Source organism: Streptomyces sp. NBC_00637, from assembly GCF_045161545.1.
Lineage (GTDB): Bacteria > Actinomycetota > Actinomycetes > Streptomycetales > Streptomycetaceae > Streptomyces.
The window spans coordinates 522,584-539,366 of sequence record NZ_CP109046.1 but is presented as its reverse complement, the minus strand read 5'-3'; the positions used below and the strand labels follow the sequence as shown (position 1 = coordinate 539,366).

General features: G+C 71.0%; 13 protein-coding genes. 3 read left to right on the top strand and 10 right to left on the bottom strand.

Annotated elements, in window-relative coordinates:
• Nucleotides 1–93 precede the first annotated feature (93 nt).
• The 5 genes from OG440_RS02335 to OG440_RS02315 form a co-directional block, all read right to left on the bottom strand.
• The gene (locus OG440_RS02335; RefSeq protein WP_406005129.1) at nt 94–585 is read right to left on the bottom strand and encodes a hypothetical protein; all 492 of its coding nucleotides are present in this window, start codon (nt 583–585) and stop codon (nt 94–96) included.
• Nucleotides 582–3,071, bottom strand: coding sequence for a molybdopterin oxidoreductase family protein (locus OG440_RS02330; RefSeq protein ID WP_406005128.1), 2,490 nt, complete (start codon nt 3,069–3,071; stop codon nt 582–584). Before OG440_RS02330 ends, OG440_RS02335 begins: the two co-directional genes overlap by 4 nt.
• Before the next feature lie 141 nt (nt 3,072–3,212).
• Nucleotides 3,213–3,410 carry a DUF6766 family protein gene (locus OG440_RS02325; protein ID WP_406005127.1) on the bottom strand — a complete coding sequence of 66 codons (198 nt, stop codon included), beginning with the start codon at nt 3,408–3,410 and terminating at the stop codon, nt 3,213–3,215.
• A gap of 417 nt (nt 3,411–3,827) precedes the next feature.
• Nucleotides 3,828–6,140 (bottom strand): FdhF/YdeP family oxidoreductase, encoded by a 2,313-nt coding sequence (locus OG440_RS02320; RefSeq protein ID WP_406005126.1) that lies wholly within the window; start codon nt 6,138–6,140, stop codon nt 3,828–3,830.
• Between the two features lie 36 nt (nt 6,141–6,176).
• Nucleotides 6,177–6,770 carry an SRPBCC family protein gene (locus OG440_RS02315; RefSeq protein ID WP_406005125.1) on the bottom strand — a complete coding sequence of 198 codons (594 nt, stop codon included), beginning with the start codon at nt 6,768–6,770 and terminating at the stop codon, nt 6,177–6,179.
• Between the two features lie 486 nt (nt 6,771–7,256).
• Between OG440_RS02315 and OG440_RS02310 the strand changes: the two genes are divergently transcribed.
• Nucleotides 7,257–8,039, top strand: a complete 783-nt coding sequence (locus OG440_RS02310; protein ID WP_406005124.1) for a hypothetical protein — start codon at nt 7,257–7,259, stop codon at nt 8,037–8,039.
• 134 nt (nt 8,040–8,173) lie between these two features.
• Here the strand turns inward: OG440_RS02310 and OG440_RS02305 are convergent, their stop codons facing one another.
• Nucleotides 8,174–8,635 carry a hypothetical protein gene (locus OG440_RS02305; protein WP_406005123.1) on the bottom strand — a complete coding sequence of 154 codons (462 nt, stop codon included), beginning with the start codon at nt 8,633–8,635 and terminating at the stop codon, nt 8,174–8,176.
• Nucleotides 8,636–9,320: 685 nt separating this feature from the next.
• Nucleotides 9,321–9,944 carry a TetR/AcrR family transcriptional regulator C-terminal domain-containing protein gene (locus OG440_RS02300; protein WP_406005122.1) on the bottom strand — a complete coding sequence of 208 codons (624 nt, stop codon included), beginning with the start codon at nt 9,942–9,944 and terminating at the stop codon, nt 9,321–9,323.
• Nucleotides 9,945–10,010: 66 nt separating this feature from the next.
• On the opposite strand from OG440_RS02300, the gene OG440_RS02295 reads away from it, so the two are divergent.
• On the top strand, nt 10,011–11,492 hold the full coding sequence (locus tag OG440_RS02295) for an FAD-dependent monooxygenase (protein ID WP_406005121.1): 1,482 nt from the start codon (nt 10,011–10,013) through the stop codon (nt 11,490–11,492).
• Between the two features lie 95 nt (nt 11,493–11,587).
• Here OG440_RS02295 and OG440_RS02290 read toward each other — a convergent pair whose 3' ends face one another.
• A complete protein-coding gene (locus tag OG440_RS02290; RefSeq protein WP_406005120.1) occupies nt 11,588–12,544 on the bottom strand; it encodes a LysR family transcriptional regulator in 957 nt (318 codons plus the stop codon).
• Nucleotides 12,545–12,718: 174 nt separating this feature from the next.
• On the opposite strand from OG440_RS02290, the gene OG440_RS02285 reads away from it, so the two are divergent.
• Nucleotides 12,719–13,414 (top strand): type 1 glutamine amidotransferase domain-containing protein, encoded by a 696-nt coding sequence (locus OG440_RS02285; RefSeq protein ID WP_406005119.1) that lies wholly within the window; start codon nt 12,719–12,721, stop codon nt 13,412–13,414.
• Between the two features lie 204 nt (nt 13,415–13,618).
• Here the strand turns inward: OG440_RS02285 and OG440_RS02280 are convergent, their stop codons facing one another.
• Both OG440_RS02280 and OG440_RS02275 read right to left on the bottom strand, forming a co-directional pair.
• Complete coding sequence (locus OG440_RS02280) at nt 13,619–15,379, bottom strand: S8 family peptidase (RefSeq protein ID WP_406011231.1); 1,761 nt, start codon at nt 15,377–15,379, stop codon at nt 13,619–13,621.
• A 604-nt stretch (nt 15,380–15,983) separates the two neighbouring features.
• On the bottom strand, nt 15,984–16,571 hold the full coding sequence (locus tag OG440_RS02275; RefSeq protein ID WP_406005118.1) for a snapalysin family zinc-dependent metalloprotease: 588 nt from the start codon (nt 16,569–16,571) through the stop codon (nt 15,984–15,986).
• Between the last annotated feature and the right edge of the window lie 212 nt (nt 16,572–16,783).

The window sequence follows — 16,783 nt, the reverse complement described above, 5'->3', positions numbered from 1 at the left end:
CTCCCGTTCCGTGTTTCCCCCGAGCCGGGACGGGAGCCCGCCCGCGCCCGGGCTGCCTTGTGATCCGCGGGGTTCGTGTCGCACGCTACCGCGTCACAGGCTGGACAGTGCCTGGGGTGACAGGACCTTGATCATGGTGTTGGTCCAGCGCATCTGCCGCAGTGTCTGGGGGTGGCAGGCGGAGGCGAGGGACAGGAGTGCGTCGTTTCTGGTGGCTTGCGCGGCTTGGGCGAGCATCTCCCAGTGCAGCGAGTTCTGCGTGGCGGCGAGATGGAGGTCACGCAGGTCGTGCAGGAGGACGAGGGCGGGTTCCGGTCGGTGTCCCAGTGTCTCGGCCGCCCTCTCTCGTAGCGCCGGGAGCAGGCCCCGGGTGTGGTCCTTGGGTGCATCGCCGAGGTGCAGGCCGCGATCGCGGCCTGCGTCGCTCACGCGCTGGACGTGTTCGCGCGACCATGCGGCGAGGTCGGTGGCGACGTGGTGGACCTCGTGGTCGGTGCGGTGGCGTTCGGCCACTGTGGTCAGCTCCTTGACCAAGTGCTGCTCGCCGTGGTGGAGCGCCTGCAGGGTGAGGTCGACGCCGTTCACGCGGTGCCGTCCTTTCGGCCGTCCGGGAAGGATTCAGCCGCCTGGGCGGCCAGGGCTGCGGGACCGCCCACTGTGGCTGGCACGGCGTCGGCGCGCGCAGGAGCGGATGCCGTGGTCGTCGGTGCCGGGGCGGTGTGGCCGTCGGCGTGCTCCACGCGGCGTAGCGCGGCCGCGGCGGTCTTGAACAGGGGTTGCTTGGAGACGGGATCCCAGTCGGTGACGGTCGTCTCGTTCGCGGCACGGGCGGGCGTGTCGCCGCCCGGGGCATGCCCGGCCTGGGTGTCCCAGTATCCGTAGTGGAAGGGCACGAACAGCAGGCCCGGCCGGATGTCGGTCACCCGCAGCCGGCCGCGCAGGGCGCCGCGGGGGGTGCCGACCTCGACCAGGTCTCCTTCGTTCAGGCCGAGGTCGGCCGCGTCGGAGACGGACGCCTCCACCCACACGTCGGGGGCGGCCGCGTTCAGCTGGGGCGCGCGCCCCGTCTTGGTGCGGGTGTGGAAGTGGTAGAGGGTGCGGCCGGTGGTCAGTTGGAAGGGGTAAGTGTCGTCGGGCGCCTCGTGGGGCGGCAGGTATCCGGCTGCCTTGATCATGGCCTTGCCGTCGGGGTTGAGGGAGCGGTACTCGACGACCTCTTGGGAGGCGCCGGTGACCAGGTCCTTGCCGTAACTCTCGCAGACGTCCGGATGGGCCCAGGTGACATCGTCCGTGTAGAGGCGTTCCGTGCCGTCAGGTGCCTCGTCATTGCACGGCCACTGGATTCCGGTCACACCGCGCAGCCGGTCGTAGGTGAGGCCCGTGTAGTCGCAGGGCCGGCCGGCGCTGCACCGCTTCCACGCCTCGAAGGCGGATTCGGGATCGTGCCAGGTGATCAGCGGACCGCCGTCCTTGTCGCGGAAGTCCATGCGGGCCGCGTAGTCGAGGAAGATGTCCAGGTCCGGCCTGGCCGCCCCGGGGGGTTCGACGGCCTTGTCGGACAGGTGGACCGTGCGGTCGGCGTTGGTGAAGGTGCCCGTTTTCTCGCCCCAGGTGGCGGCGGGCAGGATCACGTCGGCGAGCTGGGCGGTCTCGGTGAGGAACAGGTCCTGGACGACGACGAAGAGGCGCTCCTGCTGCAGGATCGAGCGGATGCGGGACAGTTCCGGCAGCGAGACCGCGGGATTGGTGCCGCTGATCCACAGCATGCGGATCGAACCCTGCTCGGCGTAGCGGAACATCTGCATGGCGTGGGTGGGTGGGGCGTAGTGCGGGATCGTCTCGGGTTCGACGTTCCACACCTTCGCCAGGTCGGCGATATGGCTGTCGTTCTGCCAGTTGCGGAAGCCGGGCAGGTCGCCGTTGGCGCCGCACTCACGGGTGTTCTGGGCGGTCGGCTGCCCGTTCATCTGGAGCACGCCGGCGCCCGGCCGCCCCAGCATGCCGCGGATCAGGTGCAGGTTGTTGATCTGCACGGCGGCGGCGGTGGCCTGGTGGGACTGGTAGACCCCTTGCAGCACTGTGGACAGCAGCCGATCGGCGGTGCCCAGGATCTCGGCGGCCTCGCCGATCCGTGCGGCCGGCACGTCACAGATGCCGGCCGCCCACTCGGGGGTGCACTCCTTCACGCGGGATGCGAGCTCTTCGAAGCCGACGGTGTGCGCGGCGATGTAGTCGTGGTCGACCCGGTCGGTGCGGATGATTTCGTGCAGGAGTGCGTTAAGCAGGGCCACGTTCGTGCCGAGGCGGGGTGCGAGGTGCACGGCCGCCCGGCGGGCCACCCGGGTGGGGCGCGGATCGACGCAGATCAGGTGGGGCGGGTCGCCGCCCTCCAGGCGGTCGAGGATTCGCATCCACTGCACGGGCTGTGTCTCGGCGATGTTGTGCCCGAACAGCGCGATTACGTCGGCGTGGTCGACGTCGTCGTAGCTGCCGGGCTGTCCGTCGCAGCCGAAGGACTCCTTCAGCGCCTCTCCGGCGGTGGCGGTGCACAGGCGGGTGTTGCCGTCCAGGTGGTTGGTGCCGATGCCGGCCCTCGCGAGGACCGCGAGGGTGTAGTACTCCTCCAGGAACAGCTGCCCGGTCGTGTAGAAGCCGACCGATCCCGGACCTCGTTCGTCCAGCAGGTCCCGGGTGCGGGCGACGATGCGGTTCATCGCGGTGTCCCAGTCGCACTCCACCAGGCGTCCGTCCTCGCGGACGAGCGGCCTGGTCAGCCGGTCCTTCGAGGCGTTCGCCTGCCAGCCGAAGAGGTCCTTGGGGCCCAGCCGGCCGTGGTTGACCCGGTCCTGCGCGCGGCCCCGGACGCCCACCATGCGTCCGTCCACGACCGCGATGTCCATCGCGTCGCCGTCCGAGTGCAGGACCGAGGCGGCCTGCACCCATCGCTGCACCGCGTCCGGGTCGACGCCCTCCTCCAGGAAGGTGTCCACTCTGGCGGGCCACGGCTCGTGCCGGCCATAGGGCGTCCGGTTTCCCCACGGTTGCGCGATCCGGTCCACCGCAGCGTCCATGTCTGCCTCCTGACGGCCCCCGGCGCCTGACCCGGGGCGTGTCATCGGTACCCCTCGTCACCAGCGTCTAACACGGCCCCACCCAGAGCCACTGGTGGCGCGGCACGGTCATGTCCCTCGTATGGCCGTTCCCCTCGGTCGTCAGCCTTCGACACCGGTGGCCGAGTGGGACGCCCCGACGGGCTTGGACTCCGGTGAACCTCGTTGCCTCAGATGGATGGAGAGGATGGCCAGGGAGGCCACGGCCAGCAGCTCGGACTGCCGTGGCGCGCCGAGGCCGGACTCGTGCAGCGTCCACTCCACCAGCTCCACCACGCTTGGCGCGGGGCGGTCGAGCACGATCCCGTCGACGCCGTACGCGCTGCCGTCACCGTCCAGGACCGCGAGGGGGCCGTGCGGGAAGCGCGGGTCGGCTGCGGGCTGCGCCGCCTACTACGCCGGGGGGCGGGGCGCGCCGGCGCCGCGGCTGGAACGGCGCGAGCCTGCGGGGCGTTTGCCGGGTCCACCCCGGACGCGGCCGGCTCAGCAGACGCCGCCGGCGCCATCGCGGCAACCGAGACCGCCGGGGCTGCACCGGGGGCGGGGGTATTTCGCCGCCCACCGGTTGAGCAGCCGCTGGTAGGCACCCAGACGCGGAGACTTCGGCTCGCTGCGGTCGCTCTCCCAGTTCTTCACCGACTGGGTCGGTCCGCGCATCTCCACCCGTGCGCGGGCCCCGCCGGGACACGACGTCGCCGGCCCCGGCCCCGGTCCCGGTCAGACGGCTGCCGGCCGGGACCGGCCGCCCGTGGGTTCCAGGCGGACGACGATGCCCTTGGAGGTGGGCTGGTTGCTCATGTCGGCGACGCTGTCGAGCGGTACCAGGACATTCGTCTCCGGGTAGTAGGCGGCGGCCGACCCCTTGGCCGCCGGGTAGGACACGACCTCGAAGTTCTCGGCCCGGCGCTCGGTGCCGTCCTCCCAGACGCTCACCAGGTCCACCCGGTCGCCCTGGGCGAGGCCGAGCGCGGACAGGTCGGCCGGGTTGACCAGGACGACGTGGCGGCTGCCATGGATGCCCCGGTAGCGGTCGTTGTTGGTGTACGGGACGGTGTTCCACTGGTCGTGCGAGCGCAGGGTCTGCAGCAGCAGGTGCCCCTCGGGGGCCAGGGGGACCACCGGCTCGTTGCAGGTGAAGCGGGCCTTGCCGGTCTCGGTCCGGAACACGCCCTCGTTGACCGGGTTGGGCAGCTGGAAGCCTCCCGGGCGGGCCACCCGGGCGTTGAAGTCGTGGAAGCCCGGCACGATCCGGGAGATGCTGTCGCGGATAATGTTGTAGTCGCCCTCGAACTTCGCCCAGGGGATGTCCCCCGTGCCGTCGACGCTGAGCCGGGCGAGCCGGCACAGGATGGCGACCTCGCTGAGCAGCATGCGCGAGGCCGGTTCGATCCGTCCCCGGGAGGTGTGCACCTCGCTCATGGAGTTCTCGACGGTGACGAACTGCTCGCCGTCGGCCTGGACGTCACGCTCGGTGCGCCCCAGCGTCGGCAGGATCAGGGCGGTGTCGCCGCAGACGGTGTGCGAGCGGTTGAGCTTGGTGGAGATGTGGGCGGTCAGCCGGCACGTGCGCATCGCCTTCTCGGTGACCTCGCTGTCGGGCGCTGCGCGCACGAAGTTCCCGGCCAAGGCGAGGAAGACCTTGACCCGGCCCTCCAGCATCGCCTTGATCGAGTTCACCGAGTCCAGGCCGTGCGGGCGCGGCGGGTCGAAGCCGAACTCCTCTCGCAGGGCGTCCAGGAAGCTGTCCGGCATCTGCTCCCAGATGCCCATGGTGCGGTCGCCCTGGACGTTGCTGTGGCCGCGCACCGGGCAGACGCCCGTGCCGGCACGTCCCAGGTTGCCGCGCAGCAGCAGGAAGTTGACGATCTCCCGGATGGTGGGCACGCCGTGCTTGTGTTGGGTGATGCCCATCGCCCAGCACACGACGACGCGTTCGCTGGCGAGGACCTCGTCGCGGACCTTCTCGATCTCCTCGCGGGTCAGTCCCGTCGCCGCGCGCACGTCGTCCCAGTCCACGGTGCGGGCGTGCCGGGCGAACTCCTCGAAGCCGGAGGTGTGGGCGCCGATGAAGTCGTGGTCCAGGACGGTGCCGGGGCGCGTGTTCTCCGCCTCCAGCAGCAGCCGGTTCAGTGCCTGGAACAGGGCGAGGTCCCCGCCGGGCTTGATGTGCAGGAAACGGTCGGCGATCTGGGTGCCCCGCCCCACGACCCCGCGCGGCTTCTGCGGGTTCTTGAAGCGCCGCAGCCCCGCCTCCGGCAGCGGGTTGACCGCCACGATGCGGCCGCCGTTGCGCTTGGCCTCCTCCAGGGCGGAGAGCTGGCGCGGGTGGTTGCTGCCGGGGTTCTGCCCCACCAGGAAGATCAGGTCCGCGTGGTGGAGGTCGTCCAGGCTCACGGTGCCCTTGCCGACGCCGAGGGTCTCGTTCAGGGCGAAACCGCTGGACTCGTGGCACATGTTGCTGCAGTCGGGCAGGTTGTTGGTGCCCAGGGCGCGGGCGAAGAGCTGGAAGACGAAGGCGGCTTCGTTGCTGGCCCGGCCGGAGGTGTAGAAGACCGCCTCGTCGGGCGAGTCCAGCCCTTTGAGTTCCTGCGCGAGGACGCCCAGGGCGTCTTTCCAGCCGATGGGCTCGTAGTGGTCCGATCCGGGCCGTTTGATCATCGGCTCGGTGAGCCGGCCCTGCTGGTTGAGCCACATGTCGGAACGGGCGGCCAGGTCGGACACGCTGTGCTCGCGGAAGAAGTCGGCGGTGATCCGGCGCGTGGTGGCCTCGTCGTTGATGTGCTTGGCGCCGTTCTCGCAGTACTCGTTGCGGTGGCGCCGGCCCGGGGCGGGGTCCGCCCACGCGCAGCCGGGGCAGTCGATTCCGCCCACCTGGTTCATGGTGAGCAGGTCGACCCCGGTCTTGCGCGGGGAGGTCTGCTCCAGGGAGTACTCCAGCGCGTGCACGACGGCGGGGACCCCGGCCGCCCACTTCTTCGGCGGTGTCACGGAGAGGGAGGTCTCCGGCTCCTCACCGGGCTGGTTCTGCATCGCTTGGCCTTTCTCTTGCCGTGTCGGGCGGGCAGGTCAGCCGACGGGCCACTGGGCGACACGGCTCCTGGGCGGTTCCGGGGTGTCGTGCTGGACACGGCCGTTGCGGATGGTGCCGCGCCAGGCGCCGCCCTCCTGGCCGAGCCCTTCGATGAAGTCCTTGAAGCTGACGAGTTCTCCGCGCACCAGCCGGGCGGCCAGCTTCGTGACCCTGGGGGAGCGGGTGAGGACCTTCACGGCGCCGTGCGGCCGCAGGAACATCCGGACGGTGATCGCGGTGCCCCCGGACTCCGTGGGCCGGAACTCGACCTCGCCCTCATGGGTGGGATGCTGCTCCAAGCCCCGCCAGGCCAGGTAGGCGTCGGGGTCCTGTTCCACGATCTCGACCGGGAAACGGTGGCGCACAGGGCCGTAGCCGATGGTCCACGCGGTGACGGTGGGCCTGACCTGCTCGACGTTGAGCACCACCGCCGAGAAGCGCTGGAACGTCTTGAACTGCGTCCACTGGTTGTAGGCCGTACGGACCGGCACCGCGACCTCGACCGTCTCCTCGACGTGCCGCTCGCGCAGCGGACGGCGGCGTGTGACGCTGTCGCCGCCGGTGCGCCCGTCGTCCTCTTCGTGCGCCATCATGGTCCTTCTTCCGGTGAGGAAGCCGGGCATCCGGACGCCCGGCGTCCCCTGGTGGGTCAGGGCACCACTTCCGGTTCCCCGATCTCGGGCTTCGAGTCATCCGACCGCACCCGCGGCCCCCTGTGCACGGCCCGAGGGCACGTCCGCCGGACTTCTCCCGGCGCCCGGCGGCCACCTCCAGCTTCACCCCTGGCCCCGGCCACCCGCCACTCACCGCACCCCGGCAGGCGGCCGACGGGCTTGTGCGGACCTTGCGCCGCGGCATCTGCGGCGCCACGAAGATCAGGGCTGCGCGGCATGGGTTCATGGCTGTCGGTGCTCAGGGATCAGCGTCGCGGACTCCGGATCCGGCTGGTGTGTATGCCGAGGACCTTGCGCTGTATCGGCGGAAGTTCCGGCGGCGGTTGCCGGCCTCGCTAGAGGATCACCCGCCCGGTAGGTTCCTCCCACGACTGGCGTCAGGTCACATCCAGGGGGACACCGATGGGCTCAGGACAGATACTCGCAGGCCGGGACGACACCGAGGCGGTGCTCGGCGGCGGCACCCTGCGACTGGCCGCTCCCAGGTCCCGTACCGATATCCCGCTCGTGGTGGTGCGCGAGGTGCGGGCCGACGGGCGGGAGGTGGTAGTCGAACTCACCGACGGCGCGGTGCACCGGCTGGACGGCACCAACCCCACCGCCGCCGGGGTGTTCGCCGCCGCGCTGACCGCCGCCCTGCCTCAGGAACGCGACCCGGCCGGCAGCGGCAGAGTCATCGTCACCAGGGACGAGCCCCGGGAGCCGAATCCGCGCGGCCTGCGGTTCTGGGTGTTCACCGTGGTCTCCGGCATCCTGGTGGCCGGCTACCTCGGCTTCCTGGTCTTCTCCGCTGTCAACCACGGCCCGGAGGTCATCTTCGGGATCCTCGCGGCAGTGCCGCTCCTCCTCGGGTACGCCGCCCTGGTCGCCTCGGTGGCGCTCGGCCCGAAGTACGCGGCCCTCGCCCGGCGCGGCATCACCGTCATGGCCTGGCTGAGCCACCGGTCCCGAAAGGGGCAGTCCGCCTACGAGTACGCCGATCCCGAGGGGGGCGTCCACCAGTACCGCACCTCCTACCGGGGTGAACAGCTCAAGCTGGTCTACGACCCGCAGTCGCCCACCGACTGTTCCCGGATCAGGTCGCGGTGGGCGGCGGTGCTCACCGTCCTCGGCCTGCTGCTCCTCGGCGTGGCGATCACCGGGCTCGGCATCGCCGTGGCCTCGCTGGCGGTCGTCGCGGTGTGACCGCCGGCAACGCGTGGCTCCAGGGGAGCAGCCGACGCGTCGAGAGCGGCCGGGACGCTGAAGGCGCGCACCCCTCTGTCCGGCTTGTCGCCCGTCGCCTGGCAGGTCACAGGCGTCGGTGAGTTCCGTGGCCGTCAATCTACGGCGGTGGCCTCGGGATTGACCTCACAGCGATCGATCTTGTCGAGGGGGCCCGCGCCGGCCGCGGGCACCCGGACCTCGGTTTTGCCCTCTGCCGCGACCAGCACCTGCTGGTATCTGTCGCTCATGATGAAGCCGTTCGCGTCCTTGTAGTTGATCTCCAAGCCGAAGGTGCCCTCGCGCTCGTTGGGATTTCTGACCACGACGATCGTGTACGGGTCGTCGGCGTCCGCGCAGTGCTTGAGCACGGCGGTGCCGTCCTTCAGGGGCCGGGTGGCAGCGACGGAGGGGGACGGCGCGGGGCTGGAACGCCCGGTCGGCCGCGCGTGCTGGGTGCCGCCGTCTTCACCGCTGGGCGACCCGGCGTCGGTGAGGGGTGCGCCCGCCGCGGCCGTCGACGCTGACTGCGGAGTGGACTTGGCGTTGCCCGGCTTTGCGGTACCGCATCCGGACATCGCTATGACTGCCGCCAAAACCACTCCGGCGGTCGTGTGCACCCGCTTGATCACGTCACTCTTTCGAAGAAGGGAGCCGCAGGTCCATTCCTGAACGGCCGCGCTGGTCAGCGCGTGCAGAGGCTACCAGCGGGCGGAGATCCGGCACCTGCCACGCGGTTGAACGAGCCGGAACACTCGACGGGCGCAGAGGGGAGGGCCGTCGTCCAGGTTTCTGGTGCCGGCCGGTCGCTTCGAATCCGTCCGAACGGCCGGCGGCGAGCTGTTCCAGGACGGAACGCACATCGGCGCGGTAGATCTCGGGGTGGGAGACCGTCGAGCCGGGCGGGTGCTGCGCGGGGACGACGCGGCGGCCGCGTTGGCGGCGCAGCCCTGGCGTGCCAACCCCAGGAGGGTCGAGGGTCGGTGTCCCCAACTCCCGTGTAGAACTGTCCGGCTGTCGGGGCGTCAGCTCCGCCGGGCGATCCTGCCCGAGCGGTCTGGGCGCTGCGCCCGGTACCGAGCGCGTGGCCGCCGGGGTGAAGGCCGCGGGCCTTCGCGACGACGTCTCCTCGACGACGACGACGGGCGCGGCCCGCACCACGAAAGGGCGCTTCGTAGGGCCGCGAAGAGCTTGTGGGGCGTCGTGGGGAAGTGAACGGCCGTCGGTGGGCGGCTTCGTCCGACAGCCAGGGAGGGCGCGCTGTCATGCGGGGAGACGGGAGAGGATCGCCTCCAGGCCGAAGGTGAAGCGCCCCTCGAAGTTCTGCCGGAGGTGGGGCAGGACCCGTTCCAGCGCCGGGTACGCAGCGGGACCGACCGCCTGCACGAGCCTGTCGTCGCCTTCTTCGGGGGCGGCCTGTTCCTCCTGGGTCAGGCCGAGGACGAAGTAGTTGACCGTCCAGGCCGTCCAGGCCGCCTGCCGCTCGTCGGCACCGGCTTGGAGGAACGCGTCGACGAGGCGGTCGGCGAAGCGCAGCGTGTTCGGTTCGGCCGGATAGGTCCCGGTCACCAGGGCGGCGCCGTCGCGGTGGGCGAGCAGGGCGCGCCGGTAACGGGCGGTCAGTTCCCGGGCGCGTTCCAGCGGGACGTCGGGCAGGTCGTCGTAGCCGATGCGGGCGAGGACGGCGTCCGCCATCAGCTCCAGCATCCGCGCCTTGGTCTTCACGTGCCACAGCACGGTGTTCATCCGCACGCCGAGGCGGTCGGCGACCGCACGGGTGGACAGGCCGTCCAGTCCGCGCTCGTCCAGTACGTGGAGGGCGGCGCCGATCACGGCGGTGCGGGTGAGCTGGCCCGCAGTGGCTTCTCCGGCTTGCTTCTTGGTCACTGACCTAGTTTACTCCCTTCCGAACATTGGTCACCGACCAAGAGTGTGTCGAGGGAGAAGAGACCCATGAACCACCAGGTTGTCGTCGCAGGCGCCGGTCCCGTAGGCCTGTGGCTCGCCGCCGAACTGCGCCGCGCCGGCATCACCGTCGCCGTGATCGAACCCCGCCCCGAACGCGACACCCGCTCCCGCGCCCTGACCCTGCACCCCCGCACCCTCGAGACCTTCGCCTCCCGAGGCGCGCACCAGCCCTTCATGAGTGAGGGCATACCGCTGCCCGGCGGCCACTTCGGCGCCCTCGACTCCCGCCTGGACTTCCGCCGCCTGCCCAGCCCGTTCCCCTGCACCCTCGCCCTCCCCCAGGAGCGCACCGAGGCACTGCTGGAAAGCCAGGCCCTCGACCTGGGCGCGGACATCCGGCGCGGACACGAGGTCACCGGCTTCACCGAGCACCGGGACCACATCGCCGTACGCACCACCGCACCACACGGACCCGCCACGCTCCAGGCGGCCTACCTGGTCGGCTGCGACGGCACCCGCAGCACGGTGCGCACCGCGGCCGGCATCGAATATCCCGGCACCCCCTCCACCGTGCTCGGCTGGCTCGGCGACGTCGTCCTGGACAACCCGCCCGCCCCCGGTTACAGCTACTTCGGCCCCGCCGGTGCCCTCATGGCCGTGCCCATGCCCGGTGGCATCCACCGCCTCGTCGGCATCACCCCCCGCGACCTCACCGCCACCCGGCCCGGCGACCTCACCCTGGACGAACTGCGCGAGAACGTCGTCGCCATGGCCGGCACCGACTTCGGCCTGCGCGACCCGCGCTGGCTCTCCCGCTACGGCAACGCCACCCGCCTGGCCCACCGGTACCGCAAGGGCCGCGTCCTCCTCGCCGGCGACGTCGCCCACCAGCACTTCCCCGCCGGCGGCGTCGGCATGAACGCCGGCATCCAGGACGCTGCCAACCTCGCCTGGAAGCTCGCCGCGACACTCAACGGCTGGGCTCCCGACAACCTGCTGGATACCTATCACGCCGAACGGCACCCGGTCGGCGCCGACCTCACCGCCACCAGCCGCGCCCAGGTCGCCCTGATGACCGCCTTTACCCCCGAGGGCCTCGATCTGCGCCGCCTGCTCGCCCGGCTGATCGCCACCCTGCCCGACCTCCACGACCACCTGGCCGCCCAGGTCAGCTCACTCGCCGTCACCTACCCGCCCACCACCCCCGGCGCCCACCCCCTGACCGGCACCCGCGCCCCCGACCTCACCCTCGGCGACACCACCCTGTTCGCCCTGCTGCACACCGACCGCTACCTCCTGCTGGACTTCACCGGCAGCGACCGCCTCGCCGGCTACGCCCGCCCCGGACTCCACGTCCACACCGCCGCCCCCTATCGGCCCCCGGCCGACTTCACCGACGTCCGCGCCGCCCTCGTCCGCCCTGACGGCCACATCGCCTGGGCCGACACCGCCTCGGACGACACCACCCTCACCGACAGCCTCACCACAGCCCTCGCCACCACCCACCGCAAGCAAGCCGCCCCCTGACCGCCCACCGCATCAGCCCACCGGCGCCTCCGCCCTCAGCAGCCAGATCGTCATCACCGCGGCGGCGACCCGCCCCGCGGTCGATGGCATGCCCGTCACCAGGCTCGGGCGGCGTCCAGGAGACGTTCGCGGACGCGCGTGATGTCGGGATGCGTGTCGTCGGTGGACCGCTCGGTCAGGTAGACCGTGTTGATGGGCGGCTCTTGCGGATCGTCGAGGGCCACGAGGCGGCCGGAGGCCAGTTCGTCCTGGCAGAGGTAGCGGGGCAGCACGCTGTAGCCCGCGCCCGCGACCACGGTGGACGACACGGCCCGCAGGTCCGGTGCGGTCACGGCGGCCGAGGCGGTGAGGCGCTTGCCGAAGACGGTCTGCCAGTAGCGTCGAACGATCGGCAGGTTCTCGGCGTAGGCCACGAGGGGGATCTCCCGGACCGCGGCGCACGCTCCGTCGGCGGACAGGCGCCCGGCGACATGGTCCGCCCAGATGGGCGCGGTGACGAGGACGAACTCCTCGTCCGCCAGTGGTACGGAGGTCAGTGAGCGACCGCGGGGACGTCGGGTGGAGATCACCAGGTCGTGGCGCCCCACTCGCAGGTCCTCCAGGAGGGGATCGGTGAGCCCGGTGACGACGCGCAGCCGCAGACCGTCGGCGACGAGCGGGGCGAGAGCGGGAAGGGCCCGGGTGGCCAGCAGTTCGGCAGGACCGGCGAGATGCAACGGGACGGTGTCGTCACTGAAGGCTCTGCTCTGACCTTCGAGGGCGGCTATGGCGTCGAGGGGGCCCGTCAGCAGACCGACCAGCTCCTGGGCGTAGGCAGTGGGCTCCATGCCGCGCGAGGACCGGGTGAACAGACAGTGCCCGGTCTGCTGCTCAAGGACCCGGATATGGGTGGTCACGGTCGGCTGGGAGAGCGCGAGCAGCGGCGCCGCCGCGGTGAGAGAGCCGGAGCGGTGTACCGCGAGGAAGGTGCGCAGCAGGTTCAGATCGGTGTGCGGCGGGAGCCGACCCCCTCGGGCGCGCGGGGCGCCTTCCCTGGATTTCCGGTTCGTCACGCAGGTCAGCATAGGCGTGAACTGCCGACTGAGCTCATCGGCATACCAATGGTCACTATCGGATTCTCTATTGGCTTCCCGTCATGTGGCCGGTCTAGCTTCGAGGGGTGGCCGCGTCCGAGCGGCGATCCGGCCGCTGACACCCGCGGCGAGACCTCACTGGTAGGAGACCTCATGTCGAAGATCCTTTTTGTGATGACCGGTTCCAGTCACTGGACCCTCGAGGACGGAACCCGTCACACCACCGGTTTCTGGGCGGACGAGGCCGTGGTGCCGTTCGAGGCGTTCCGGGCCGCGGGACACGAGGTCGTCGTGGCCACCCCGGGCGGTGTCGTGTCGCCCGTCGACCCCGCGAGCCTCGCCCCGGAGGCCACCGGAGGTGACGAGGAGGCCGCGAGGATCAAGGCAGTCGTGGACGGCGCCGACGAGTTCCGTCACCCGGTGGCCCTGACCGAGGTGGCCTTGGACGGCTTCGACGCCGTGTACGTGCCGGGCGGCCACGGCCCCATGGAGGACCTGGCCGTCGACACCGACTCCGGCGCCCTGCTGACCCGCGCCCTGGAGAGCGGAAAGCCGGTGGGCGTGGTCTGCCACGGCCCGGCGGCCCTGCTGGCCGCCGTCAAGGAGGACGGGACCAACGCGTTCGCCGGATACCGGATCACCGCGTTCACCAACACGGAGGAGGAGTTGGCCGGCAATGCCGACAACGCCCCGTGGCTGCTGCAGGACCGGCTGGTCGAAGCCGGCCTCAAGGTCGAGGCCGGCGAGCCGTGGGCTTCTCACGTGGAGGTGGACCGCTCCGTCGTCACCGGCCAGAACCCGGCCTCCTCCGCCGCCGTCGCCGCCGAACTGCTCGCCAGGCTCGGCTGACACCGACGCGCCACTGGACGTCTACGGCACGGTGGCCCCGACCGCGGCGTTCACCGCCGCCGGGGCCCCATGCTCTCTGTCGCCCGGCAGTTCGCAGTCCTGGCCGAACAGAGCGTGGCCCGCTTGTCCCTGACCGCGGTCGCGGGCGGGGTGTTGTCGCCGCGGCGCTGTGCGGGTTGTACGCGGGTGTTGCCGGGCCCTGCGCTAGAAGGTCAGGTTCCAGGCGTCGATCCTGCCCGTGTCGGAGGCGGCGTTGTCGTTGACGCGCAGCATCCAGGTGCCGTTCGCGACCTCCGGGGAGGCGTTCACGGTGTAGGTCTGGGCGATGTTGTCGGCGCTGCCGCCGGAGTGGTTGTGCAGCGTGTAGACGGTGCCGTCCGGCGCCACCAGGTCGACTTTCAGGTCACCGATGTAGGTGTGCTTGATGTCTACACCCACCTTGAGGGTGGCCGGGGCGTTGCCGGTCACGCCGGTCACGGCGATGGGGCTCTCCACGGTCGCGTTGTCGTTGACGGCGAAGTCCGCGAGGTTCTCGAAGTACTTCCCGGGCGGCGGGGTGGTGCCGACGGCCTTGAGGGCGTCGACCTGTCCTTCGCCGAAGAACGCGTTGTTGGCCGTCGTGCCCGTGCAGCGGCTGTCCGCGGGGCAGGCGATGTCGTTGGCCTGGGCGGCCAGCTTGGCGCGGATCTGCGCCGGGGTGATGCCCGGGTCGGCGCTGGCGATGAGTGCCGCCACGCCGACCACGTGCGGGGTGGCCATCGAGGTGCCGCTCTTGCTGCCGTAGCCGCCGCCGGGGACGGTGGAGTACACGTTGCTGCCCGGAGCCGCGACGTCGATGACGCCCTGCCCGTAGTTGGAGAAGGAGGCCTTGGTGACGCCCGTGCCGTTGGCCGCGACCGTGACCACGCCCGGCAGCTCGGTCGGGATGTCGAGGCAGGCGTTGGTGATGGTGCGGGTGACGGGTGTCGAGTCGTTCGGGCTCGCGGAGTCGGTCGTCTTGTGGGCGAGGTCGTAGTTCTCGTTGCCCGCGGCGGCGATCTGGAGGGAGCCCTTGCTCTCGGCGTACTCCTGAGCGCGCTTGACGCCCTCGATGATGGCGGCCTGGTCGATGTTGTCCGGGCAGTTGAACTGCCACGGGTCCGTGTAATAGCTGTTGTTGGTGACCTTGAAGCCGTGGTCACCGGCCCACACGAAGCCGCAGATGGTGTTCTCGGCGAAGAAGAAGGAGTTGCCCGGCTCGGCGACCCGGACCGCGGAGATCTTCACCCCGGGGGCCACGCCGACGACGCCCTTGCCGTTCTTGGCCGCGGCGATGGTGCCCGCCACGTGGGTGCCGTGCGTGTCGACGTCCCGCCAGGCGCCGGCACGGGTGTCGGGCTTGCCGTAGGCGCAGGAGACCGAGTCGGCCGCGTCGAAGTTGGGCGCCAGGTCCTGGTGCCGGTCGTCCACACCGGTGTCCAGGATGCCGACCGTGACGGAGGCGGAGCCCGGGTTCACGGCCCAGGCCTGGTCGGCCTTGATCTGGCTCATGTCGGCCCGGACCGGTTCTCCGGCCGGGGTCGAGGCCTGGGCCGGATCGGCCGGGAGCGCCGGGTTGTAGGCGTCGGCCGGGACGTCAGAGGTGCGGGTGGCGCCGACCTGCTGCACGCCGGCGACGCCGCGCATGGTGGCGGCGAATCCGCTGGACGCCGAGTGGGCGACGATCACGCCGATGGCGTCGAAGTTCGAAAAGACGGTGCCGCCGTTGGCCGCGATCGCGGACCGGACCGCCGAGCTGTCACCGGGCGCGGTGATCACGAGGTAGGCACGCGTGCCGGCCACCCAGGTCGCGTTCTGGGAAGCCGGCACGGCGGCCGGAGCGTGGGCCTTGGCGGCCGGAGCGGCGGACGGGACGACGGGGAGCGTGCCCGCGAGGGCGCCCGGGGCGCCGAACGTGAGTGCGGCGCCGAGCGTGCCCGCCAGCACCAGCGTGCGTCTGGGTCGGCTGAATATGGGGGGTATCAATGCGTCCTCCGGAGACGGCCCGGCCGCGCTGAGAGCACCGGTCGGGCCGTACGAAACCAATGGTGGATGCAAGATGTCAGGTGCATGCCCTTGTGCGGAAGTACCTTTCCGCGCAGGGACGTTATAGAGGCATGGCTGAAAAGAGACGTTCTCTGGTCGTCGGGGCTCGGGGGCCGGGGGTCGGGCGTCGGGGCGTCGGGATCGTGCGTGTCGGCCTACGGCACCGTTGCCCATGGTGCTTGGAGCAGGACTGACCCCTCTCCGGCGGTCAGGGCCGGTTCACCCGGATCATGAAGCACATGCGGATCATTCCGAGGGCGCTGAACGAGATCCAGACGTCAGGAGGCAGGTCCGGCCGACCTGGTCCCCGTCAGCGTTCCTCAGTCCGGTCACCGGCGATGTGCGTGGCGACGTGACACCAAAAGCGCACCGCGGCCGTGTCCCTTCGAGGAAGGCGGACAGGCGCGTCCGGATCGGGTGCGTCTACGCGACGATCCGGTTCGAGTTCCCTCCCGGGGATCTCGGCGAGATCCCCGGGAAGCACGTCCGCCTGACGGCCGTGTGGTCAGGGCGCGTCGATGAGGGTCCGGCCGTCAGTGGGCGCGATCGCGGCGATCGCGCTCGCGTAGGCGGACTGTACGCGGGAGCGCTCGGTGGCGTTCGGTATGGCGTTGGTGCAGGCTGTGCCGGCGCTCGATCCCGACATCAGCTGTGAGCAGGGGCCGGGCTTGGTGTCCGGCAGGCCGAGACTGTGACCCATTTCGTGAGCGGCGATCCGGGTCTTGTCGTAGCCCTGGTCCACGGCCTGGCTGCCGAGCTCGACGCGGACCTGACGGCCCGGACGAACGGGGCCGAGCGTGGCCTGCGGCCAGCCCGTGGTGGCGACGATCACGATCTCGGCCACGGCGCCGGGCGCCGCTTCCACCAGATGGACGTTGCTCACGTTCGCGTTCCACGACGCGACTCCGGCCGCGATCGCGGCTTCCCAGCCTCCGGCGCGACTGTCGTCATAGCGAAGGGTCACCGCCGCCGCCTGCGCGGCGGACGATTCACCCGCGGGAGCGGGTGCGGGGGCGGCGGTCGCGGCGCCCGCCATGGCGAGGACGAGCGCTGAGGCGGAAGTGCCTGCCTTGAACCAAGTGCCGAGGGGCATTGCTGCTCCTTCATCCGTGGGGGGAATCCGGCCCCGGCGGGGCCGGGTACGCGAAGGAGCGGTAGGGGGTCGTCCGGTGGGGGCCGGACGCACGGTCGACCGCCCTTCGGGGCGTTGCGATGGTATGCCCTACCCTTCCTGTTCGCCATGTACCTGCCACGATGAATATCCGTCAGAATCCAGTCGCAAAGGCTGAATTGCCCGGCCGCCGG

What these genes read in the sequence shown, in the direction of transcription:
- OG440_RS02330 (WP_406005128.1), bottom strand. Translation starts at nt 3,071, where the DNA reads ATGGACGCTGCGGTGGACCGGATCGCGCAACCGTGGGGAAACCGGACG.
- OG440_RS02320 (WP_406005126.1), bottom strand. Translation starts at nt 6,140, where the DNA reads ATGCAGAACCAGCCCGGTGAGGAGCCGGAGACCTCCCTCTCCGTGACA.
- OG440_RS02315 (WP_406005125.1), bottom strand. Translation starts at nt 6,770, where the DNA reads ATGGCGCACGAAGAGGACGACGGGCGCACCGGCGGCGACAGCGTCACA.
- OG440_RS02310 (WP_406005124.1), top strand. Translation starts at nt 7,257, where the DNA reads ATGGGCTCAGGACAGATACTCGCAGGCCGGGACGACACCGAGGCGGTG.
- OG440_RS02305 (WP_406005123.1), bottom strand. Translation starts at nt 8,635, where the DNA reads ATGTCCGGATGCGGTACCGCAAAGCCGGGCAACGCCAAGTCCACTCCG.
- OG440_RS02295 (WP_406005121.1), top strand. Translation starts at nt 10,011, where the DNA reads ATGAACCACCAGGTTGTCGTCGCAGGCGCCGGTCCCGTAGGCCTGTGG.
- OG440_RS02285 (WP_406005119.1), top strand. Translation starts at nt 12,719, where the DNA reads ATGTCGAAGATCCTTTTTGTGATGACCGGTTCCAGTCACTGGACCCTC.
- OG440_RS02275 (WP_406005118.1), bottom strand. Translation starts at nt 16,571, where the DNA reads ATGCCCCTCGGCACTTGGTTCAAGGCAGGCACTTCCGCCTCAGCGCTC.